Raw genomic sequence first — 20843 nt, forward strand, 5'->3', positions numbered from 1 at the left:
GCCGTCAGCATACCGGCTAGCGGCGCGGGGGCAAAGGGATCGCTGTGGCGTCGCTCGGTCGGCGCGATCGGCGATACGCTTGTCGCACGTCAATGGCAGGAGCCTTGCGCCTGGCGCCGAGCGCCCCAGGCTGTGATAGAATGCAGCGCCGCAGTGGCGGATTTCATTACCCATGGTGCCGCCGGCCGACATCACGCGAAGACACTTAACGCATGACGCTTCTTGCCCTCGGAATCAACCACAGGACGGCCAATATCGCAGTGCGCGAGCGGGTCGCCTTCACCCCCGCGCAGCTTGAAACGGCGCTGACCGAGCTGCGCCACGTTCCCCAGGTGCAAGAAGCCGCGGTCCTGTCCACCTGCAACCGGACCGAGCTCTACTGCGTCACCGGGCCGAGCGGCGAGCGCGTGATCCTTGACTGGCTGAGCCGATTCCATGGCCTGAGCCAGGACGAGCTGTCCGCCTGCGCCTATCACTACCTGGATGGCGATGCCGCCCGACACCTGATGCGCGTCGCCGTGGGGCTGGACTCGATGGTGCTGGGCGAGCCGCAGATACTGGGCCAGCTCAAGGATGCCTATCAGGCGGCGCGCCGGACCAGCGGGCTGGGGGGGGAGCTCGAGCGGTTGTTCCAGCATACCTTTGCCGTGGCCAAGCAGGTGCGTACCCGTACGGGTATCGGCCAGAACCCAGTCTCGGTGGCCTATGCCGCGGTTAGCCTGGCGAGTCGGATCTTCGATGACTTCAGTCGCTCCCGGGCGCTGCTGATCGGCGCCGGTGAAACCATCGAGCTGGTGGCGCGGCACCTGCGCGAAGCCGGGGTGCGCAACATGATCGTGGCCAACCGCACCCGTGAGCGTGCCGACCTGCTGGCCCGCGACTTCAGCGCCGAGGCGATCTCGCTCAACGAAATTCCGGATGCCCTGGCGCGCTCGGACATCGTCATTTCCTCGACGGCGTCGCCGCTGCCGATTCTCGGCAAGGGCATGGCCGAACGGGCCTTGAAGAAGCGTCGCCATCGGCCGATCTTCATGGTCGACATTGCCGTGCCGCGGGACATCGAGCCGGAAGTGGGCGATCTCGACGACGTCTTCCTCTATACGGTCGACGACCTCAACGAGGTCATCGACGAGAATCGTCGTCATCGCCAGGTCGCTGCCGATCAGGCCGAATCACTGATCGAGCATGGCGTCAGCGCATGGCAGCACGAGCGTCGCATTCGCGGCGGCGGCGAGCTGATCCGGCGCTATCGCGACCAGGCCTCGGAGCTGCGCGAACATTCCGAGCGCCAGGCGCTGGCCCGGCTGGCCCGCGGCGAGGATCCCGAGGAAGTGGTTCGCTTGCTGGCCCATCAGCTCACCAACCGCTTGCTGCATCGACCCACGGTAGCCCTGCGCGAGGCCTCGGGTCGAGAGCGCCGTGACCTGCTCAGCGCCGCCGAGGCGCTGCTGCTGGACTCAACTTCAACGAAATCCTGACAGGACACGCCATGAAAGCGACCCTGCGCCAGCGGCTCGATGGTTTCGTCGAGCGCTTCGAGGAGCTCGCCGCCCTGCTGGCGGAGCCCGAGGTGATCGGCGATCAACCCCGCTTCCGCGACTACTCCCGCGAATACGCCGAACTCGAGTCTCTGGTCGAGGCCTGGCGCGATTATCGTTCGATCGAAGGGGACCTGGAGACGGCCGAGCAGCTCGCCGGCGACAGTGATGCCGACATGCGCGAGCTGGCCGAGCTGGAGCTGGAGGAGGGGCGGGAGCGTCTGGAGACGCTGGAAACTCGGCTCAAGCAGCTGTTGGTGCCGAAGGACCCCGACGATAGCCGTAACGTCTTTCTCGAGATCCGTGCCGGCACCGGCGGCGACGAGGCGGCGCTGTTCGCCGGCGATCTGTTTCGCATGTATTCCCGTTACGCTGAGAAGCAGGGGTGGAAGATCGAGGTGATCGGTGCCAGTCACGGCGAACAGGGCGGCTACAAAGAGATCATCTCGCGGGTGAAAGGCGAAGGGGTCTATGCCCGGCTCAAGTTCGAGTCGGGGGCCCACCGGGTGCAGCGCGTACCGGCCACCGAATCCCAGGGGCGTATCCACACCTCGGCCTGCACCGTGGCGGTGATGCCGGAGGCCGACGAGGTCGGCGATATCGACATCAACCCCAACGATCTGCGGGTGGACACCTTCCGCTCCAGCGGGGCGGGCGGCCAGCACGTCAATACTACCGACTCGGCGATCCGTATCACCCACCTGCCCAGCGGCGTAGTGGTCGAGTGCCAGGAAGAGCGCAGCCAGCACAAGAACCGCGCCAAGGCGATGTCGCTGCTGGCCGCTCGGCTCAAGCAGAGCGCAGTGGAGAGCCGCCGGCAGACGCAGGCCGACACGCGGCGCAGCCTGGTCGGCTCGGGCGACCGCAGCGAGCGTATCCGCACCTACAATTTCCCCCAGGGGCGGCTGACCGACCACCGTATCAACCTGACCCTCTACAAGCTCGGCGAGGTGATGACCGGCGAGCTCGACGAGGTGCTGGAGCCGTTGATCAACGAGCATCAGGCCGACCAACTAGCGGCCCTGCAGCAGGAAGTCTGATGCGCCTCGATGCGCTGCTGGCGCGGGCCGCCGAACGGCTATCGCGGGCCGGTTCGCCCAGCCCGCAGCTGGATGCCGAGGTATTGCTGTGCCACGTGCTGGGGGTCGATCGAACCTGGCTCTATACCTGGGGTGACCGCGTCGCGCCAACCTTTGAGCGGGCCCGCTTCGAGGCGCTGGTGGCGGCGCGCGCGGCGGGCCAGCCCGTGGCCTACCTGACCGGCGAGCGCGAATTCTGGGGGCTCGCCTTGACCACCTCACCGCAGACCCTGATTCCCCGGCCCGATACCGAGACGCTGGTGGAAGTGTTGCTCGAGTTGGCGCACGGGGGCTCGGGACGGCTGCTCGACCTCGGCACCGGAACCGGTGCCATTGCACTGGCCTTCGCCAGCGAGCGCCCCGGCTGGGAAAGCCTCGGAGTGGATCGCGTATCCGAGGCGGTGGCGCTGGCGACGGCGAACGCCCACCGCCTGGGAATCGCCCGTGCACGTTTCGTCGTCAGCGACTGGTTCTCCGCGCTGGCCAACGAGCGTTTCTCGCTGATCGCCGCCAACCCGCCCTATATCGACTCCCGCGACCCCCATCTGACGCAGGGCGACGTGCGCTTCGAGCCGAAAAGCGCGCTGGTGGCGGACGACGCGGGGCTGGCCGATCTTCGCCACATCATCCGCAGCGCGCGCCACCATCTGGCGACGGGCGGCTGGCTGGCCCTTGAGCATGGCCATGAACAGGCGGCAGTAGTGCGAGCCCTGCTTCACGAGGCGGGCTATATCGAGGTGACCAGTCGCTGCGATCTTGGCGGCCGGGAGCGGGTGACCTACGGACGTTGGCCCTGAGCCTGCGTTCTTGAACTTGCGTTGAGGTGGAGGCTGGAGGGCGGGCACTCACTGTGGTACATCTGTTCAGGAAATATTTCCATTTGTCGGCATGTTTGGACGACTGAACACCAGCAGTATCCTCGAAAACCGCTGTTTTTCAGGCTGATCCGCTGTCATGGCGACACTTCATTCACCTGATCCGGCTTGCCCCGACACGATAATGAAAACCAAGACCCGCTCGCTCGACCGAATCGATCTCAAGATCCTGCGCTGCTTGCAGGAGAACGCCCGCATCTCCTATGTCGATCTGGCCGCTCAGGTTGGCCTCTCCACCACGCCTTGCCTGGAGCGCGTCAAGCGTCTGGAGAAGTCCGGCGTGATTCGTGGCTACAAGGCGGTGCTCGACCCTCGCTCGCTCAAGGCCAACCTGCTGGTGTTCGTCGAGATCAGCCTGGAGACGCAGTCGCCGGCAGTATTCGACGAATTCCGTCGCGCCGTGGCCCGACTGCCGCAGATCCAGGAGTGCCACTTGGTGTCGGGCCAGTTCGATTACATTCTCAAGTGCCGGATCCCCGAGATGTCAGCGTATCGTCAGCTACTCGGCGATGTGGTGCTGACTCTTCCCGGCGTGAAGGAGTCCAAGAGCTATGTGGTAATGGAAGAGGTCAAGGAGGAGTTCTCGCTCTACGTACCCGACATCGAGGAACTCGAGAGCAAGTGATGGCAATGAACGACGAGGCACTGCTGCGCTACAGCCGACAGATCATGCTGGAGGCGATCGACATCGAGGGGCAGGAGCGCCTGCTGGCTTCGCGTGCGCTGGTGGTCGGGGCCGGCGGCCTAGGCTCGCCGGTGGCGCTCTACCTGGCCGCCGCCGGTGTCGGACACTTGACCCTGGCCGACGCCGACGAGGTAGAGCTCTCCAACCTGCAGCGCCAGGTCGCTCACGGCATGAGCGACCTGGGGCGCAACAAGGCGGCATCCGCCCGCGAGGCGGCGCTGGCGCTGAACCCCGGCTGTGACATCCGCGTTGTGGAAGAACACCTGACCGACGAGGCGTTGGACGCCGCCGTCGGTCAGGTCGATCTGGTGCTCGATTGCACCGATCGATTCGCCAGCCGCTACGGGATCAATGCCGCCTGCCGCCGGGCCGGGGTGCCGCTGGTCTCGGGCGCGGCGATCCGCTTCTCCGGGCAGCTTGCGGTTTTCGATCCGCGCGATGCCAACTCGCCCTGCTACGCCTGCCTCTATCCGCCCGGCGAGGGCGGCGACGATGAGCTCCGCTGCGCCGAGAGCGGTGTGGTGGCCCCCTTGGTAGGGTTGATCGGCAGCTTTCAGGCGCTCGAGGCGGTCAAACTGCTCAGCGGCGCCGGCACGCCGCATCGGGGACTCTCCACTTTCGACGGCTTGAGCGGACAATGGCGTCACTATCAGGTGCCGCGCGATCCGGCTTGCCCGGTCTGCGCGCGGTGAGTCCTGTCTCGGGCTGACGCCAACCTACGGTCCGTCCGCTGACGTCCGCCGCAGCCCTGCCCGCGGTCGATGCGGTCGCGGGCTGCCCTGATGGTGATTAATTGACACTTACGGGCGCGGGTCGTGTCGAAAACTTCCGTGAAGACAGAAAAGCTGCGTTCGCCGGGAGGCGCCACTGATGCGTTTCGCTGTCATCGATACGGGCCGGTTGGGGTGGTTGGGTTAGATGGCGCCGTTATCGAATACTTGACATCTTGCGCTGGTTTGATGCCAGACTAGTCGGGACTGGACCCGACCGATACCTTGATGATTCGAGTCACCGGAGGGTCTCTCGCCAACCCAGGGATGCGCGCAATGTTCCGTGCCACAACGCCCGATAGCCCCGCCTCCTACTATCGCGACAGCATAGCGGTCGAGCTCGATCCCTGCCCGCCGCTGAGCGGTGAAAACCGCGCCGATGTCTGCGTAATAGGCGGTGGTATCACCGGCTGTTCCGCGGCGCTTCATCTGGCCGAGCGCGGGTACTCGGTAGTGCTGCTCGAAGCGCATGAGTTGGGGTTCGGCGCCTCGGGGCGCAGCGGCGGGCAGATACTGCCCGGTCTGGGCACCGATATCTCCACCGTGGAGCAGGCGCTGGGGCGTGAGCGCGCCCGTGAGGTGTGGGAAATGAGCCGCGAGGCGGTGCGCCTTACCGCCGAGCGTATCGAGCAGCATGCGATTCCCTGTGACCTCGCCTGGGGCTATCTACATGCCGCGGTGAAGCCGCGCCACGTACGCGAACTGCAGCAATTGCAGGAGCGTCTGGCTCGCGATTACGGCTACGAGGCGCTGACCTGGCTCGGGGGCGATGCGCTGCGTGAGCGCGTGGCAACCGATGCCTACCCGGGTGCGCTCTATGAGCGCGAAGGCGGTCATCTTCATCCGCTCAACTATACCCTGGGCCTGGCCCGTGCCGCTCAGCGGGCCGGTGTGACGATCTATGAACGCAGCCCAGCCCGGACCATCCGCCGCGGTCAGCCGGCAACGGTGGAAACCGAGCGCGGCAGGATCACCGCCGATTTCGTGGTGGTGGGGGCCAATGCTTATATGGGCCGCCTGTTGCCGGAGCTGGAAGGTCGCATCATGCGTGCCGCCAACTACATCATCGCCACCGAATCCCTCGGCGAAGCGCGTGCGGCCCAGGTGCTACCGCGCAACGATGCGCTCTCGGATGCCAACTTCGTTCTCGACTACTACCGCCTTTCGGCGGACAAGCGGCTGATCTATGGCGGTGAAGTCAGCTACGATGGGCGCGAGCCCCGAGGCCTGCAGCAGCGCATGGACGCAAAAATTGCGCGCCTGTTTCCGGTGCTCGAAGGGGTGCGTATCGACTACCGCTGGGGAGGCGATGTGGCGATCACGCTCAACCGGGCACCTGATTTCGGCCGCCTGGGCGCCAACGTCTACTATGCCCAGGGCTACTCGGGGCACGGCATGGCGCTGGCCGGTCTCTCGGGGCGGCTAATGGCCGAGGCCATCGCCGGGCAGAGCGAGCGTTTCGACGTCTTCGCCGCCATGCCGCACCGCCATTTTCCTGGTGGCGAGCGGTTGCGCACGCCGCTGCTGGTACTGGCCACCCATTTCTACAAGTTGCGCGACCGACTATAACGATCACAAGCCCGGGACGGGCCGATACGAGGTTCCCATGAAAGACCTGGAAAGCTGGCTGAAAGAACGACGCATCACCGAGGTGGAGTGTCTGGTCAGCGATATCACCGGCATCGCCCGCGGCAAGATTACTCCCGTCTCCAAGTTCATGGCCGAGAAGGGCATGCGTCTGCCCGAAAGCGTCCTGCTACAGACCGTGACCGGTGACTATGTCGAGGACGAGCTCTACTATTCGCTGCTCGATCCGGCGGACATCGACATGCTGTGCCGCCCCGATATTTCCGCCGTCTACCCGGTGCCCTGGGCGATCGAGCCCACCGCCCAGGTGATTCACGACTGCTACGACAAGATGGGCAATCCCATCGAGCTTTCCTGCCGAAATCAGCTCAAGCGCGTGCTGGCGCTGTACGCCGAGAAGGGCTGGAAGCCGGTGGTGGCGCCAGAAATGGAGTTCTACCTGACCAAGCGCTGCGAGGATCCCGACCTGCCGCTGCAGCCGCCCATCGGTCGTAGCGGGCGCCAGGAGACCGGACGTCAGTCCTTCTCGATCGACGCCGCCAATGAGTTCGATCCGCTGTTCGAGGACATGTACGATTGGTGCGAAATCCAGGGACTCGACATCGATACCCTGATCCACGAAGAGGGGACCGCCCAGATGGAGATCAACTTCCGTCACGGCGACCCCTTGATGCTGGCCGACCAGGTCTTCTTGTTCAAGCGCACCCTGCGCGAGGCGGCACTCAAGCACGACGTGGCGGCTACCTTCATGGCCAAGCCGATCACCAACGAGCCCGGCAGCGCCATGCATATCCACCAGAGCGTGCTGGATGCCAGCACCGGCAGGAGCGTGTTTGCCAACGAGGACGGCTCCATGAGCCAGCTCTTCCTGCATCACATCGGTGGGCTGCAGCGCTTCATTCCCGAGGCGCTGCCGCTGATGGCGCCCAACGTCAACTCGTTCCGTCGCTTCCTGCCCGACACCTCGGCGCCGGTCAATGTCGAGTGGGGCGAGGAGAACCGCACCTGCGGCCTGCGCGTCCCCGATTCGACGCCGCAGAACCGGCGTATCGAGAACCGTTTGCCCGGCGCCGATGCCAACGCCTATCTCGCCATTGCCGCCAGCCTGCTGTGCGGTTACCTCGGCATGGTGCAGCAGCTCAATCCCTCCGCACCGGTGCAAGGGCGGGCATTCGAGCGGCGCAATCTGCGCCTGCCGTTCACCCTGGAGCAGGCGCTGGAACGCATGGAGCACTGCGCCGAGCTGGAGCGCCACATGGGCCACCGCTTCGTGACCGGCTACGTCGCGGTCAAACGGGTGGAGAACGAGAACTTCAAGAAAGTGATCAGTTCCTGGGAGAGGGAGTTCCTGTTGCTGAGCGTCTAGTCTCCTGTGTCCGGCGGGCGGCGCATCGGTTCGCGGCGTTCGCCCGGCTCAGCAGTCTGCGATGCTCGAAGCGGCGTACAGCGCCGCTCGGCTGCCGTCCGTAGCGACGGGTATGAGAAGGCGGCCACCCGAGTCTGCCCGACGGACTGGCCGGGCCGACGCAAATGATGCAGAACGACCTACAACGCAAACAAAACACGAGAGGTGCCATCATGTCCCGCCAACGCAAGCTGTCTCTGGCCGTCACCCTGGGGTCCCTGGCCATGGTCGCCACCGCGGCCCAGGCCAATGAAGTCCGCGTCTACAACTGGTCGGATTACATCGCTCCCGACACTCTGGAGAAGTTCACCGAGGCGACCGGCATCGAGGTGATCTACGACGTCTACGACAGCAACGAAGTGCTCGACGCGGCGATGCTCTCGGGCCGCTCCGGCTACGACGTGGTGGTGCCCTCGAACTACTATCTGACTCGCCAGGTCAGCGCCGGGGTCTATCAGGAACTGGATCACGACAAGATTCCCAACATGGAGAATCTCAATCCGGAACTGATGGATGATCTGGAGTCGATCGACCCCGGCAGCCGCTATTCGATTCCCTATATGTGGGGCACCAACGGCATCGGCTACAATGTCGAGCGGGTCACGGAAATTCTCGGCGAGGACGCCCCGACCGATTCCTGGGCGATGATTTTCGATCCCGAAGTGACCGCTGCGCTGAACGAAGGTGGCTGCGGTATCGCCATGCTCGATACGGGGGACGACATGCTGTCCGCCGGCATGGCCTATCTGGGATTGTCGCCGCTTTCCAGCGAGTCCGCGGACATCGAGGCGGCCGGCGACCTGATCGCCGCGGTGCGCGACAACATCACCTACTTCCACTCCTCGCGCTACATCTCCGATCTCGCCAATGGTGACATCTGCGTGGCGGCGGGTTACTCCGGCGACATCTTTCAGGCTGCCGACCGTGCCGAGGAGGCCGGGCGCGATTTCACCATCGAGTACAGCATCCCCAAAGAGGGGGCGGCGCTGTGGTTCGACATGATGGCGATTCCCGCCGACGCGCCCAACCCCGACAACGCTCACGCCTTCATCAATTTCATCCTCGAGCCCGAGATCGCCGCAGAAATCACCGAGTACGTGGTCTACGCCAACCCCAACATCGCTGCCAACGAGTTCCTCGACCCCGAGATCCTCAACGATCCGGCCGTCTACCCCGACCAGGAAGTGATGGACAATCTCTTCGTCCAGGAAGAGAAGTCACTGGCGGTGCAGCGTGTGCGCACGCGCGTCTGGAACCGGGTGAAATCCGGCATGTGATCCCGCGCCGGCCCGTCGGGGCCGGCCGTTCCATCTCACCGGTTCGAGGAGATCCGCGATGCCACAATCCCAGACCCAAGCGACCGAGCCGCCGCGACGCGTCGCCGAGCCGACAGCAGCGGTAGGCAAGCCGCGCCCGGCGCGAGACGAGTCACTGATGGAGATCCGTCGTGTCAGCAAGCGCTTCGATGGAGTGCTGGCGGTGGATGACGTCAACCTGTCGATCCGGCGCGGCGAAATCTTCGCCCTGCTGGGCGGTTCCGGCTCGGGCAAGTCCACCCTGCTGCGTATACTGGCCGGTTTCGAGAAACCGAGCGAAGGTCGCATCGTACTCGATGGCGAAGACATCACCACCATGCCGCCCTACGAGCGACCGATCAACATGATGTTCCAGTCCTATGCGCTGTTCCCGCACATGACGGTGGCGCAGAACATCGCCTTCGGCCTCAAACAGGATCGGCTGCCGCGACGCGAGATCGACGAGCGCGTGGCCAATATGCTCAAGCTGGTGCATATGGAGGCATACGCCCGGCGTAAGCCGCACCAGCTCTCCGGTGGACAACGACAGCGCGTGGCCCTGGCGCGCTCGCTGGCCAAGCGCCCCAAGCTGCTGCTGCTCGACGAACCGATGGGGGCGCTGGACAAGAAATTGCGCACCGAGATGCAGCTCGAGGTGGTACAGATTCTTGAGCGCGTCGGGGTCACCTGCATCATGGTCACGCATGATCAGGAGGAAGCCATGACCATGGCCGATCGAGTGGCGATCATGGCCGATGGCTGGATCGCCCAAGTGGGGACTCCGATGGATGTCTACGAAAGCCCGGCCAACCGCATGGTGGCCGAATTCGTCGGCACGGTGAACCTGTTCGAGGGCGAGATCGTGGTCGACGAGACCGACCACTGCGTCATCGACAGCCCCATGCTTGGCCGCGCGATCCGCATCGGCCATGGCGTGAGTACCCAAGCCGACGAGCGCCGGGTCTGGGTGGCCGTGCGTCCGGAGAAGACCTGTCTGACTCGTGAACGCCCCGTGGGCGAAACCAACTGGGCAGCCGGCATCGTCGAGGATATCGCCTATCTCGGCGGGCTCTCGGTCTATTACGTACGCATCGAGAGCGGTCATCTGGTCAAGGCCAGCATGGCCAACACCGAACGCCGCGGCGACCGGCCGCGCTGGGACGAACCGGTCTACGTGCACTGGGACGAGCAGAGCGCCGTCATCCTGCGCGACTGATCGATTTCGCGGGCCGTCGTGTTCGCCGCGGCCCGCCTGGGGGATATCCGCATGTTCAACTTCACCGTTCGCCCGCGGCGACTGTTCGGGCCTGGCAGGCGCTGGGTCATTGCCGTGCCGCTGCTGTGGTTGACGCTGTTCTTTCTGCTGCCGTTCGGCATCGTGCTCAAGATCAGCCTGTCCCAAGCGGCCATCTCGATACCGCCGTACAGCGCCGTCTTCGATTATGCCAACGAGACGCTCAATATAATCCTCACGTTCGGCAACTACCTGTTTCTGGCCACCGATTCGCTCTATGTCTCGGCCTACTGGGGTTCGGTGAAGATCGCCTTGCTGGCGACGGTGCTGTGCCTGTTGATTGGCTACCCCATGGCCTACGCCATGGCGCGAGCGCCGGCGCACTGGCAACTGGTGCTGCTGCTGCTGGTGATGCTGCCGTCATGGACATCGTTTCTGATCCGCGTCTACGCCTGGATGGGCATCCTCAGCAATAACGGCTTGATCAACAATGTATTGATCTGGGCGGGGCTCATCGACTCGCCGATCCGCATGCTCAACACCAACTTCGCCGTGATACTGGGGATCGTCTACGCCTACCTGCCGTTCATGGTGTTGCCGCTCTATGCCAATCTCACCCGCCTCGACGTCTCGCTGCTGGAGGCGGCCTCCGACCTCGGTTCGCGCAAGCTCAACACTCTGCTCAGGGTGACCCTGCCGCTGTCCAAGGGCGGCATCATCGCCGGCTCGATGCTGGTCTTCATTCCCGCCGTGGGCGAATTCGTCATACCCGAGCTATTGGGCGGCCCCAGCACCCTGATGATCGGCAAGGTGCTGTGGGCGGAGTTCTTCCACAATCGCGATTGGCCGGTGGCCTCGGCGCTGGCGATGGTCATGCTGGCAATCCTGATCGTGCCCATCGCCCTGTTCCATCGCTATCAGTCACGCGAGCTGGAGGAGTGACCATGCGCAAGTCTTCGTTCAGCGGCGTGATGCTGATTGCCGGGCTGCTGTTTCTCTACCTGCCGATGCTGGTGCTGGTCGTCTATTCGTTCAACTCTTCGCGTCTGGTGACCGTCTGGGCGGGGTTCTCGACGCGCTGGTATTTCGAGCTGATGCGCGACGAGCAGATCCTGTCAGCGGTATGGATCAGCCTGCGCATCGCCTTCTTCTCGGCCTCGATGGCGGTATGCCTGGGAACCATGGCCGCCTTCGTGATGGTGCGCTTCGCCCGGTTTCGCGGCAAGACCGCGCTCTCCAGCATGGTGACCGCTCCGCTGGTGATGCCCGAAGTGATCACCGGCCTGTCGCTGCTGCTGCTGTTCGTGCACATGGCGCAGCTGATCGGCTGGCCCGAGGATCGCGGCATGGTCACGATCTGGATCGCCCATACCACCTTCTGCAGCGCCTACGTCGCGGTGGTGGTGGCGTCGCGCCTGCGTGAGGTGGACCTCTCCATCGAAGAGGCAGCCATGGATCTCGGAGCCCGACCGCTGCGCACCTTCTTCCAGATCACCCTGCCGATGATCGCGCCGGCGCTGGCGGCGGGCTGGCTGCTGGCATTCACCCTGTCGCTCGACGACCTGGTGATCGCCAGCTTCGTGTCGGGGCCGGGGGCGACCACGCTGCCCATGGTGGTGTTCTCCTCGGTGCGGATGGGCGTGTCCCCCAAGATCAATGCGCTCGCCACGCTGATCATCATGGCGGTATCGCTGGCAACGTTGATGGCCTGGTACGTGATGCGCCGCAGCGAATCGCGACGGCGCCAGGCGATGCTGCAGGACATGACGGCCGGCCGATAAAACCGATCTTTCGAGTATGAGGTAACGCAATGGCGACCAGCGCCAATCAAGAGCATGTGGCGTCCTACTATGCCGCCACGGCCAGCTCGTCTTCCCAACGGCCCGCCCTGGAGGGTGACGTCGAGTGCGAGGTATGCGTGGTGGGGGCGGGATTCACCGGCATGTCGTCGGCGCTGCACCTGGCCGAGCAGGGGCACGACGTGATCGTGCTCGAGGCCGCCCGGGTGGGCTACGGCGCCTCGGGGCGCAACGGCGGCCAGATCGTCAACAGCTACAGCCGCGACATGGACGTGATCGAGGCCCGTTACGGGGCCGAGACCGCCCGCGTGCTCGGCGACATGGCCTTCGAAGGCAATCGCATCATTCGCAGTCGAATCGAGCAGTACCGCATCGAGTGCGATCTCAAGGAAGGCAACCTGTTTGCCGCCTGCAACACCAAGCAGCTTCATGGGTTGCGCGAGCACAAGGCGCTATGGGAGCGCTACGGGCACCGCGAACTCGAACTGCTCGAGGGCGAGGCCTACAAGCGCGAGGTCGTCAGCGAGCGCTACGTGGGCGCGCTGGTGGACCACTCCGGCGGGCACCTGCATCCGCTCAACCTGGTGCTCGGTGAGGCGGCGGCCTTCGAGGCACGCGGCGGCAGGATTCACGAGCAGAGTCCGGTTCTCGAGGTGCGCCACGGCGAAGCGGTCACGCTGCGCACGCCACGGGGCAGCGTGCGTGCGCGGCGGGTGGTTATGGCCGGCAACGCCTATCTGCAGGGCGTGCTGCCGGAGCTGGAGAGTAAGTCGATGCCCTGCGGCACCCAGATCATCACCACCGAGCCGCTGCCGGAGGCGCTGCGTCGCGAGCTGATCCCCCACGACATGGCGGTGGAGGACTGCAACTACCTGCTCGATTACTACCGCTTCACTGCCGACGGCCGCCTGCTCTACGGCGGCGGGGTCAACTACGGCGGCCAGGATTCGGCCGATATCGCCTCGGTGATTCGGCCCAAGATGCTCAAGACGTTTCCGCAGCTGGCCGACGTTCGCATCGACTACGCCTGGAGCGGCAATTTCCTGATGACGCTCAATCGGCTGCCTCAGTTCGGCCGTCTCAACGACAACGTCTACTACGCCCAGGGTTACTCCGGCCATGGTGTGACCTGCGCCCACCTGGCGGGGCGCTTGATCGCCGAGGTGATGCGTGGTGAGGCCGGGCGCTTCGACGCCTTCGCCGGGCTGCCGCATCTGCCGTTCCCCGGCGGCCGGCTGCTACGCGTGCCGCTCTCGGCCATGGGGGCCTGGTATTACGCCATGCGCGACCGGCTGGGCTGGTGAGTGTCGCCGATGACTGACGCCGGGTCAGAGAATGTGAAAGCCGCTGCGCTGCGCTTCCCGCGACGGTGGCGGGTCGTATAATCGACTGAACGGCACGGGATCGCCGCTTCTCATCGCCCTTCGTTTGCACATCGTCCGAGCCGAGCCCTTGATAGCGCCCGGGGTAACTGTGTCCCGGCAGGAGGTGAGCAATGGACAAGTCGATCGTCATTGGAACGACGCTGAGCGTACTGGGCCTGGGTGGACTGGCATTCGGGGCCTGGCAGGCGCAGCAGGTCCCCGAGGAGAGCGGACCCCAGTTCGCCGAGATCGTCACGGTACAGCCGGTGACGCAAAGCGTCGAGACTCCGCGCGAGGTGTGCGAGGACATTGTCGTGCAGCATCAGGCACCGGCGCCCAGCCGCGATCCGCATCGCATTGCCGGGACGGCGGCGGGTGCCGTAGTGGGCGGCCTGCTGGGCAACCAGGTCGGTGGCGGCAGCGGCAAGACCCTGGCCACCGTGGCGGGGGTGATTGGCGGTGGGTTCGCCGGACGCGAGGTGCAGGAGCGGATCGAAGCCAACCAGACCCGGACCTATTCCACTACGCAGCGTCAGTGCCACACGGTAATGGACGCCTCGGAACAGACCGTCGGCTACGACGTAACCTGGCGTCATGGCGAGACGACCCAGGTGGCACGTCTCGAGAACCGTCCGCAGGGCAACCGGGTGCTGCTCGACGAGGGCCAGCCGCGCTGGGACCTGCCGCTGGCGAGCGCCGATTGAGCCGGAAAGCCTAGACGTGCCGCAGGTACCAGGCGTACTCCAGGTGACTGACCGCCTGCATGGCCTGGACGCGTTCGGCGCGGCGATTGGCGACGAAGACGCGCACGAAGTCGTGTCCCAGCGCCTCTCCTAGCGGGGCGCTGGCGGCGAGCAGGTCGAGGGCTTGCTGCCAGCTGTTGGTCAGGCTCGGCTCGACCTGATCGTAGGCATTGCCGACGATCGGTTCGGGTGGCGTCAGTTGGCATGTCAGGCCGTGCTCGACGCCGGCCAGCAGTACGGCAAGCAGCAGGTAGGGGTTGACGTCGGCGCCCGCGACGCGGTGTTCGATACGGCGCGCCTCGTTGGCTCCCGATGGAATGCGCAGTGCCACCGAACGGTTGTCGTAACCCCAGGTCGGTGCCATGGGCACGTAGAGCCCCGGCTGAAAACGTCGAAACGAGTTGAGGTTGGGGGCGAAGATCGCCATCGCATCGGGCATCAGCGCCATCAGGCCGGCGACTGCCTGGCGCAGCAGAGGCGTGCCGAGCGGATCGTTGTCCTCGGCGGCGAAGACGTTGCGACCGTCATCATCGAGAAGGCTGAGGTGAACATGGGTGCCATTGCCGGCTTCCAGGCCGTAGGGCTTGGCCATGAAGGTCGCCTCGAAGCCGTGATTCAGCGCCACCCCCTTGATCAGCCGCTTCAGCAACACGGCGCTATCGCACGCGCTCAGAACGTCGTCGCAGTGGGTGAGGGTGATCTCGAACTGCCCCGGGGCGCACTCCTTGAGCGTCGTATCCAAGGGCAGATTCTGGCAGTCGGCAGCATCCTGCACCTCGTCGAGAAAATCCGCGTATTCGTCGAGCTCGCTGATCGAGTAGAGCTGGCTGCGCGTGGCCCGATCGCCACTGCGGGGCGAGCAGGGCGGTTGGATCGAGCCATCGGGCGTACGCTCCCGATCGACCAGATAGAATTCCATTTCGAGTGCGACGACCGGCGTCAGGCCCCGGCGTCGGAAGCGTTCGACCGCTTGCGACAGCACCTGACGGGGATCGGCGAAGAAAGGGGCGTCGTCGGGCTCGAACATGGTCATGAGCAGCTGAGCCTGGCGGCCGCGGCGTAGCCATGGGGTCGGCAGCAGCGTACCCGCGATGGGACGGCAGACCCGGTCGCCGTCGCCGCTGGCCAGGCCCAGGCCGGTTGCTTCGATGGTGTTGCCGTTGATATCCAGGGCGAACACCGAGGCCGGCAGATTTACGCCTTGCAGGCAGACTTTCGCCAGGTTGTCGCGGGGAATGCGCTTGCCCCGCGTCACGCCGTTGAGGTCGCTGATCAGCAGATCGACGCTGTCGATGTCGGGATGGCGCGCGAGAAACTCCCGCGCCTGGTCGGCGGTGAGCGACGGCATGGCGGCACCTTGTGCGTTATCGGTGGGTTGCGCTAACGTCCATCTTTTAGTGGTCCGTCTCATGTTGTCAAATTTTTTACGCAAGAGCTTGTAGTTCGTCGGGTCGCAAGCGCCATGTGTATGGGTGCGGCGTGGCTTTTACCCTTGGGCTGTGGTCCAGAGTGACATTTTTGCCTATCATCGTGGAAAGTTTAATCAACACGGTGCGGCCCTGTCGTGCCGTTTCAGGAGGCTGCCATGCCGTGCCGACCCCTGGTGGGCGTCATCGCCTGCCGTCGCGAGGTGGAGGGCCACCCCGCTCACGTAGTGACCGACAAGTACCTGAGCGCCGTACGTGCGTACGGTCTGGCCCCGGTGATGCTGCCGGTATGGCAGGATGTAGTCGATGGCGATCTGCTCGCGCATCTGGATGGCCTGCTGCTCACCGGCAGCTACTCTAACGTCGAGCCCTCACGCTATGGCGCCGAGCGGGCGCCCGAAAACACTCGCGACGACCCGCACCGCGACGCCGCCGCGCTGGCCTGGATTCCGGCCGCCATCGGACGCGGCCTGCCGCTGCTGGGCATCTGCAGGGGCTTTCAGGAGCTCAACGTGGCTTATGGCGGTACGCTGCACCAGGCGCTGCAGAGTGTGCCCGGACGGCTCGATCATCGCGAGCCGGAGTCCGACTATGCCACGCGCTATGCGCCGGCGCATGAGGTAACGATATGCACCGGAGGGCGCCTTGCGTCGCTCTATCCCGAGCCGCGAGCACGAGTGAATTCTCTGCATCAGCAGGGCATCGATCGGCTCGGTGACGGGCTCGACGCGGAGGCGCTGGCACCGGATGGCCTGATCGAGGCGGTCTCGGTGGCCGAGGCGTCGGCCTTCGCCCTGGCGGTACAGTGGCATCCCGAATGGCAGTCCCGTGAGCATCCGCTCTATCGCGCCCTGTTCGAGGGCTTCGCCTCCGCATGTCGCAAGCACCGTGACGTTCGGGCGAAATGCGAGCCGCTGTCGGCCTGACGCTGGGAGACCGCCATGAATACCGAACGCTATCGTCGCTTGGACCGCGACCATCACCTGCACCCCTTTACCGACTTCAAGGCGCTGGGCGAGGAGGGCAGTCGCATCGTCACCCATGCCGAGGGAGTCTACATTTACGACAGCGAAGGTCATCGCATCCTCGACGGCATGGCCGGCCTGTGGTGCGTGAACCTCGGCTACGGTCGCGAGGAGCTGATCGAGGCGGCAACGGCCCAGCTGCGCGAGCTGCCTTACTACAACAGCTTCTTCAAGAGCACTCACCCGCCGGCGGTAAAACTGGCCGAGACGTTGTGCCGTCTGGCGCCGCCGCACATGAATCGCGTGTTCTTCACCGGCTCGGGTTCCGAGGCCAATGACACCGTGCTGCGCATGGTGCGTCGTTACTGGGCGCTGGAAGGCAAGCCCGACAAGCAGTGGGTCATTGCCCGCGAGAACGCCTACCACGGTTCCACCGTGGCCGGCATGAGCCTCGGCGGCATGGCGCCCATGCATGCCCAGGGTGGACCCACGGTGCCGAAGATCGCCCATGTTCGCCAGCCCTATTGGTTTGGCGAGGGACATGACATGAGTCCGGAAGTGTTCGGATGTGAATGCGCCGCGGCGCTTGAGTCGAAGATCCGCGAGCTCGGGGAGGAGAACGTCGCCGCCTTTATCGCCGAGCCGGTACAGGGCGCCGGCGGGGCAGTTATTCCACCGGCGAGCTACTGGCCGGCGGTCAGGGAAGTGCTGGCGCGCTACGATATCCTGCTGGTGATGGACGAAGTGATCTGTGGCTTCGGCCGGCTGGGCGAATGGTTCGGCAGCCAGCACTACGGTCTCGAGCCCGACCTGATGCCCATCGCCAAGGGGCTCTCGTCCGGCTACCTGCCGATCGGCGGTGTGCTGGTCGGGGATCGCGTGGCCGATACCCTGATCGAACGCGGCGGCGAGTTCTTCCACGGCTTCACCTACTCGGGGCACCCGGCATGCGCCGCGGTGGCGCTCAAGAATCTCGAACTGATGCAGGCCGAGGGCGTCGTCGAGCGCGTGCGCGACGACATCGGACCCTACCTGGCCAAGCGCTGGGCCACGCTCGGCGAGCACCCTTTGGTGGGCGAGGCGCGCTCGCTGGGAATGGTCGGCGCGCTGGAGCTGGTCGCCGACAAGGCCACCGCCGAGCGCTTCCCCAAGTCGCTGGGCGTCGGCAACCTGTGCCGCGACATCTGTTTCGACCTCGGGCTGGTGATGCGCTCGGTGGGTGATACGATGATCATCTCGCCCCCGCTGGTGATCCGCCATGGCGAGGTCGACGAACTGGTGCGCCTGGCGCGCGAGGCGCTGGACGAGACTGCCCGGCAACTGGCCGGGCGGAAAACCGTCGAATCCACCACTGAGGAGTCCCGACCGTGAGCCGTTCGCAACCTCCACGCACCCGGGCCGACTGGCAAGCCATGGCCGCTGGCCTCGCCTTCGAGTCGCGCGCCTTCATCGATGATGCCTTCGTCGATGCCGCCAGCGGCGACACCTTCGAGACGCGCAACCCGGCGACCGGCGAGATCCTGGCTCAGGTAGCGAGCTGCGACGAGCCTGACGCCGAACGTGCCGTAGCCCGCGCCCGCGAAGCCTTCGCCGGCGGCGAGTGGTCGCGCCTGGCGCCTGGCAAGCGCAAGCGCGTGCTGCTGCGTCTGGCCGACCTGATGGAAAGCCACAAGCACGAGCTGGCGCTCATCGACACCCTTGACATGGGCAAGCCGGTTTCCAGCTCGCTGGGTGACATGGCTGGCGCCATCGCCTGCATCCGCTACCAGGCCGAGTGCATCGACAAGCTTTACGGTGAGGTGGCGCCCACCGGGGAGGACTCCCTGGCGCTGGTGTTGCGCGAGCCTCTGGGCGTAGTGGCGGCCATCGTGCCGTGGAACTTCCCGTTGATGATGACAGCCTGGAAGATCGCCCCGGCGCTGGCTGCCGGGAACAGTGTGATCCTGAAGCCCTCGGAGAAGTCGCCGCTCTCGGCGCTGCGCCTGGCAAGCCTGGCCCGTGAGGCGGGCCTGCCGCGGGGCGTCTTCCAGGTGCTGCCCGGCTTCGGCCACACCGTGGGCAAGGCACTGGCGCTCTCCATGCAGGTCGACTGCCTGGCCTTCACCGGCTCCACCCAGGTGGGCAAGCAGCTGATGCAGTACGCCGGTCAGTCCAACCTCAAGCGGGTCTATCTGGAGTGCGGCGGCAAGAGCCCGAATATCGTCTTTGCCGACTGCAAGGATCTCGACAAGGTGGCGAGTCACGCCGCCGCGGCGATCTTCCACAATCAGGGCGAGGTGTGCATCGCCGGCTCGCGGCTGCTGGTGGAGAACGCGATTCGCGAGGAGTTCGTCGAGCGCGTCCTGAAGGCGGCGGAGAACATGCAGCCTGGCGACCCGCTCGATCCAGAGAGCTTCATGGGCGCCATCGTCGACGAGACCCAGCATCGGCGCATACTCGACTACATCCGCCAGGGCGTGGAAGAGGGCGCGCGGCTGCGCACCGGCGGGCAGGCTATCGATGGCCCGGGGCTGTTCATTCCGCCCACGGTGTTCGACGGCGTGACGCCGGCCATGACCATCGGCCGTGAGGAGATCTTCGGCCCGGTGCTGGCGGTGTTCGGCTTCGACACGGAGGAAGACGCCATCGCCATGGCCAACGACACGCCCTATGGGCTGGCCGCGGGGCTGTGGAGCCAGGACATCGACCGCATCATGCGCGTTACCCGGCGGTTGCAGTCGGGGCAGGTGTTCGTCAACAACTGGGCCGGGGGCGATCAGACCATGCCCTTTGGCGGCGTAAAGCAGTCGGGCAACGGTCGCGACAAATCGCACCACAGCTTGGAAGAGTACTCCGATCTCAAGAGCGTTTGGATGTCGCTTGCGACCTGATTCGCCATAGTTGACTGACGAGAGAAAGCGCTTGTCGGCCGATGCAGTGCACCGGCCGACGTGATAATGCAGATCGGTTCCTCAACTAGCTATCTTGGGCTGCTGCTGGGTGATGCAGTGAATATTGCCACCGCCGAGCAGGATCTCCCGGGCCGGCACGCCGATTACTCGTCTGCCGGGAAACAGCTCTTGAAGAATGTTGCGGGCCTGTTCGTCGCGGGCCGGGTCCAGTAGCGGCATGACCACCACCGAGTTGCCGATATAGAAATTGACGTAGGAGCCTGCCATGCGATCCCCGGGCCGACGTGGATAGGAGCTGTTGAGGCGGTCCAGGCCACTGGCTTCGTCCTCCTCGATGAACAGCGGGCCGGGCTGGGGCAGCTTGTGGACGCGCAGCTTCCGCCCCCTGGCGTCGGTCGTGGATTCCAGCGCGGCAAGGGCTTCCCGGCAGATGGCATGTTGGGGATCGTCCTCGTCATCACACCAGGTCACCACGACTTCGCCGGGCGCGACGAAGCAGCACAGGTTGTCTACGTGTCCATCGGTTTCATCGAGGTAGCAGCCCCGGGGCAGCCATATGACCTTCTCGATGCCAAGGGTATCTTCCAGCACCTGCTCCATGTCGGCGCGGCTCAGGTGCGGGTTGCGGTTGGGGTTGAGCAGGCACTCCTCGGTGGTCAGCAGGGTGCCCTCGCCATCCACATGAATGGCGCCGCCTTCGAGTACCACCGGGACGGTGAAACGCGGAATGCCGAGCATCTCGGCGATCTTGGTGCGAATCCGCCGATCCTTGTCCCATGGGAAGTAGAGCCCACCGTCCAAGCCGCCCCAGGCATTGAACTGCCAGTCCACCACTGCCAGCCGGCCGTCCGGGTGGGTCAGGAAAGTGGGGCCCACGTCGCGCATCCAGGCATCGTTGCTGGAGAGTTCTACCACCCTGACCTGGGGTGGTAGCTGGTTGCGGGCATTCTCGTACTGCTCGTCGTTGACCCCGACATAGACGGTTTCGCTTTCGGCAATCGCCGTGGCAACGGCGACGAAGGCCTGCTGGGCCGGCTTGGCGCCGTAGCGCCAAGTATCCGGACGTTGAGGCCAGAGCATCCAGCAAGCCTCGTGAGGGCTGAATTCGGCGGGCATGGAAAAGCCCAAGGCCCTAGGGGTCGCTCCAGTGAGAGCGGAGACGATCATCGCTACGTTCATGACGATT

18 protein-coding genes are annotated in these 20843 nt (G+C 65.1%); 16 read left to right on the forward strand and 2 right to left on the reverse strand.

Going from position 1 to position 20843, the window contains the following annotated elements:
- Positions 1–212: 212 nt before the first annotated feature.
- The 13 genes from hemA to CYJ07_RS00680 all read left to right on the forward strand — a co-directional run bounded on the left by hemA (position 213) and on the right by CYJ07_RS00680 (position 14335).
- Positions 213–1478 (forward strand): glutamyl-tRNA reductase, encoded by a 1266-nt coding sequence (gene hemA / locus CYJ07_RS00620; protein ID WP_104201729.1) that lies wholly within the window; start codon positions 213–215, stop codon positions 1476–1478.
- A gap of 11 nt (positions 1479–1489) precedes the next feature.
- A complete protein-coding gene (gene prfA, locus CYJ07_RS00625) occupies positions 1490–2578 on the forward strand; it encodes a peptide chain release factor 1 (protein ID WP_104201730.1) in 1089 nt (362 codons plus the stop codon).
- Complete coding sequence (gene prmC, locus CYJ07_RS00630; RefSeq protein ID WP_104201731.1) at positions 2578–3414, forward strand: peptide chain release factor N(5)-glutamine methyltransferase; 837 nt, start codon at positions 2578–2580, stop codon at positions 3412–3414. The genes prfA and prmC overlap by 1 nt, the downstream gene beginning before the upstream one ends.
- A gap of 202 nt (positions 3415–3616) precedes the next feature.
- Complete coding sequence (locus CYJ07_RS00635; protein ID WP_104201732.1) at positions 3617–4117, forward strand: Lrp/AsnC ligand binding domain-containing protein; 501 nt, start codon at positions 3617–3619, stop codon at positions 4115–4117.
- Positions 4118–4122: 5 nt separating this feature from the next.
- The gene (locus CYJ07_RS00640) at positions 4123–4869 is read left to right on the forward strand and encodes a HesA/MoeB/ThiF family protein (protein WP_104202019.1); all 747 of its coding nucleotides are present in this window, start codon (positions 4123–4125) and stop codon (positions 4867–4869) included.
- Between the two features lie 354 nt (positions 4870–5223).
- Entirely contained in the window at positions 5224–6516 is a 1293-nt protein-coding gene (locus tag CYJ07_RS00645; protein WP_104201733.1) for an NAD(P)/FAD-dependent oxidoreductase, read from the forward strand.
- Between the two features lie 37 nt (positions 6517–6553).
- On the forward strand, positions 6554–7900 hold the full coding sequence (locus tag CYJ07_RS00650; protein ID WP_104201734.1) for a glutamine synthetase family protein: 1347 nt from the start codon (positions 6554–6556) through the stop codon (positions 7898–7900).
- Between the two features lie 212 nt (positions 7901–8112).
- Positions 8113–9216, forward strand: coding sequence for a polyamine ABC transporter substrate-binding protein (locus tag CYJ07_RS00655; RefSeq protein WP_104201735.1), 1104 nt, complete (start codon positions 8113–8115; stop codon positions 9214–9216).
- Between the two features lie 157 nt (positions 9217–9373).
- Positions 9374–10450, forward strand: coding sequence for an ABC transporter ATP-binding protein (locus CYJ07_RS00660; RefSeq protein ID WP_231489502.1), 1077 nt, complete (start codon positions 9374–9376; stop codon positions 10448–10450).
- A gap of 51 nt (positions 10451–10501) precedes the next feature.
- A complete protein-coding gene (locus CYJ07_RS00665) occupies positions 10502–11410 on the forward strand; it encodes an ABC transporter permease subunit (protein ID WP_104201737.1) in 909 nt (302 codons plus the stop codon).
- A gap of 2 nt (positions 11411–11412) precedes the next feature.
- A complete protein-coding gene (locus tag CYJ07_RS00670) occupies positions 11413–12249 on the forward strand; it encodes an ABC transporter permease subunit (protein WP_104201738.1) in 837 nt (278 codons plus the stop codon).
- A gap of 29 nt (positions 12250–12278) precedes the next feature.
- Positions 12279–13571 (forward strand): NAD(P)/FAD-dependent oxidoreductase, encoded by a 1293-nt coding sequence (locus CYJ07_RS00675; RefSeq protein ID WP_104201739.1) that lies wholly within the window; start codon positions 12279–12281, stop codon positions 13569–13571.
- Positions 13572–13762: 191 nt separating this feature from the next.
- Positions 13763–14335: a glycine zipper 2TM domain-containing protein gene (locus tag CYJ07_RS00680; protein WP_104201740.1), complete on the forward strand. Its 573-nt coding sequence runs from the start codon at positions 13763–13765 to the stop codon at positions 14333–14335.
- 10 nt (positions 14336–14345) lie between these two features.
- Here the strand turns inward: CYJ07_RS00680 and CYJ07_RS00685 are convergent, their stop codons facing one another.
- Positions 14346–15722: a glutamine synthetase family protein gene (locus CYJ07_RS00685; protein ID WP_104201741.1), complete on the reverse strand. Its 1377-nt coding sequence runs from the start codon at positions 15720–15722 to the stop codon at positions 14346–14348.
- A 237-nt stretch (positions 15723–15959) separates the two neighbouring features.
- Here CYJ07_RS00685 and CYJ07_RS00690 point away from each other — a divergent pair, with 237 nt between their 5' ends.
- Genes CYJ07_RS00690 through CYJ07_RS00700 form a run of 3 tightly spaced genes read left to right on the forward strand, consistent with a single transcriptional unit; the run spans position 15960 to position 19636 of the window.
- Positions 15960–16727, forward strand: coding sequence for a gamma-glutamyl-gamma-aminobutyrate hydrolase family protein (locus CYJ07_RS00690; protein ID WP_104201742.1), 768 nt, complete (start codon positions 15960–15962; stop codon positions 16725–16727).
- Between the two features lie 15 nt (positions 16728–16742).
- The gene (locus CYJ07_RS00695) at positions 16743–18137 is read left to right on the forward strand and encodes an aspartate aminotransferase family protein (protein ID WP_104201743.1); all 1395 of its coding nucleotides are present in this window, start codon (positions 16743–16745) and stop codon (positions 18135–18137) included.
- A 41-nt stretch (positions 18138–18178) separates the two neighbouring features.
- Positions 18179–19636 carry an aldehyde dehydrogenase gene (locus tag CYJ07_RS00700; RefSeq protein ID WP_104202020.1) on the forward strand — a complete coding sequence of 486 codons (1458 nt, stop codon included), beginning with the start codon at positions 18179–18181 and terminating at the stop codon, positions 19634–19636.
- Positions 19637–19717: 81 nt separating this feature from the next.
- Here the strand turns inward: CYJ07_RS00700 and aguA are convergent, their stop codons facing one another.
- Positions 19718–20824, reverse strand: a complete 1107-nt coding sequence (aguA, locus tag CYJ07_RS00705; protein WP_104201744.1) for an agmatine deiminase — start codon at positions 20822–20824, stop codon at positions 19718–19720.
- Between the last annotated feature and the right edge of the window lie 19 nt (positions 20825–20843).

The organism is Billgrantia saliphila (assembly GCF_002930105.1).
GTDB lineage: Bacteria > Pseudomonadota > Gammaproteobacteria > Pseudomonadales > Halomonadaceae > Halomonas > Halomonas saliphila.

Coding starts and splice junctions, on each gene's coding strand:
- CYJ07_RS00665 (WP_104201737.1), top strand. CDS start 10,502: ATGTTCAACTTCACCGTTCGCCCGCGGCGACTGTTCGGGCCTGGCAGG.
- prmC (WP_104201731.1), top strand. CDS start 2,578: ATGCGCCTCGATGCGCTGCTGGCGCGGGCCGCCGAACGGCTATCGCGG.
- CYJ07_RS00670 (WP_104201738.1), top strand. CDS start 11,413: ATGCGCAAGTCTTCGTTCAGCGGCGTGATGCTGATTGCCGGGCTGCTG.
- CYJ07_RS00700 (WP_104202020.1), top strand. CDS start 18,179: ATGGCCGCTGGCCTCGCCTTCGAGTCGCGCGCCTTCATCGATGATGCC.
- CYJ07_RS00635 (WP_104201732.1), top strand. CDS start 3,617: ATGAAAACCAAGACCCGCTCGCTCGACCGAATCGATCTCAAGATCCTG.
- hemA (WP_104201729.1), top strand. CDS start 213: ATGACGCTTCTTGCCCTCGGAATCAACCACAGGACGGCCAATATCGCA.
- prfA (WP_104201730.1), top strand. CDS start 1,490: ATGAAAGCGACCCTGCGCCAGCGGCTCGATGGTTTCGTCGAGCGCTTC.
- CYJ07_RS00660 (WP_231489502.1), top strand. CDS start 9,374: ATGGAGATCCGTCGTGTCAGCAAGCGCTTCGATGGAGTGCTGGCGGTG.
- CYJ07_RS00690 (WP_104201742.1), top strand. CDS start 15,960: ATGCCGTGCCGACCCCTGGTGGGCGTCATCGCCTGCCGTCGCGAGGTG.
- CYJ07_RS00645 (WP_104201733.1), top strand. CDS start 5,224: ATGTTCCGTGCCACAACGCCCGATAGCCCCGCCTCCTACTATCGCGAC.
- CYJ07_RS00680 (WP_104201740.1), top strand. CDS start 13,763: ATGGACAAGTCGATCGTCATTGGAACGACGCTGAGCGTACTGGGCCTG.
- aguA (WP_104201744.1), bottom strand. CDS start 20,824: ATGATCGTCTCCGCTCTCACTGGAGCGACCCCTAGGGCCTTGGGCTTT.
- CYJ07_RS00640 (WP_104202019.1), top strand. CDS start 4,123: ATGAACGACGAGGCACTGCTGCGCTACAGCCGACAGATCATGCTGGAG.
- CYJ07_RS00695 (WP_104201743.1), top strand. CDS start 16,743: ATGAATACCGAACGCTATCGTCGCTTGGACCGCGACCATCACCTGCAC.
- CYJ07_RS00675 (WP_104201739.1), top strand. CDS start 12,279: ATGGCGACCAGCGCCAATCAAGAGCATGTGGCGTCCTACTATGCCGCC.
- CYJ07_RS00685 (WP_104201741.1), bottom strand. CDS start 15,722: ATGCCGTCGCTCACCGCCGACCAGGCGCGGGAGTTTCTCGCGCGCCAT.
- CYJ07_RS00650 (WP_104201734.1), top strand. CDS start 6,554: ATGAAAGACCTGGAAAGCTGGCTGAAAGAACGACGCATCACCGAGGTG.
- CYJ07_RS00655 (WP_104201735.1), top strand. CDS start 8,113: ATGTCCCGCCAACGCAAGCTGTCTCTGGCCGTCACCCTGGGGTCCCTG.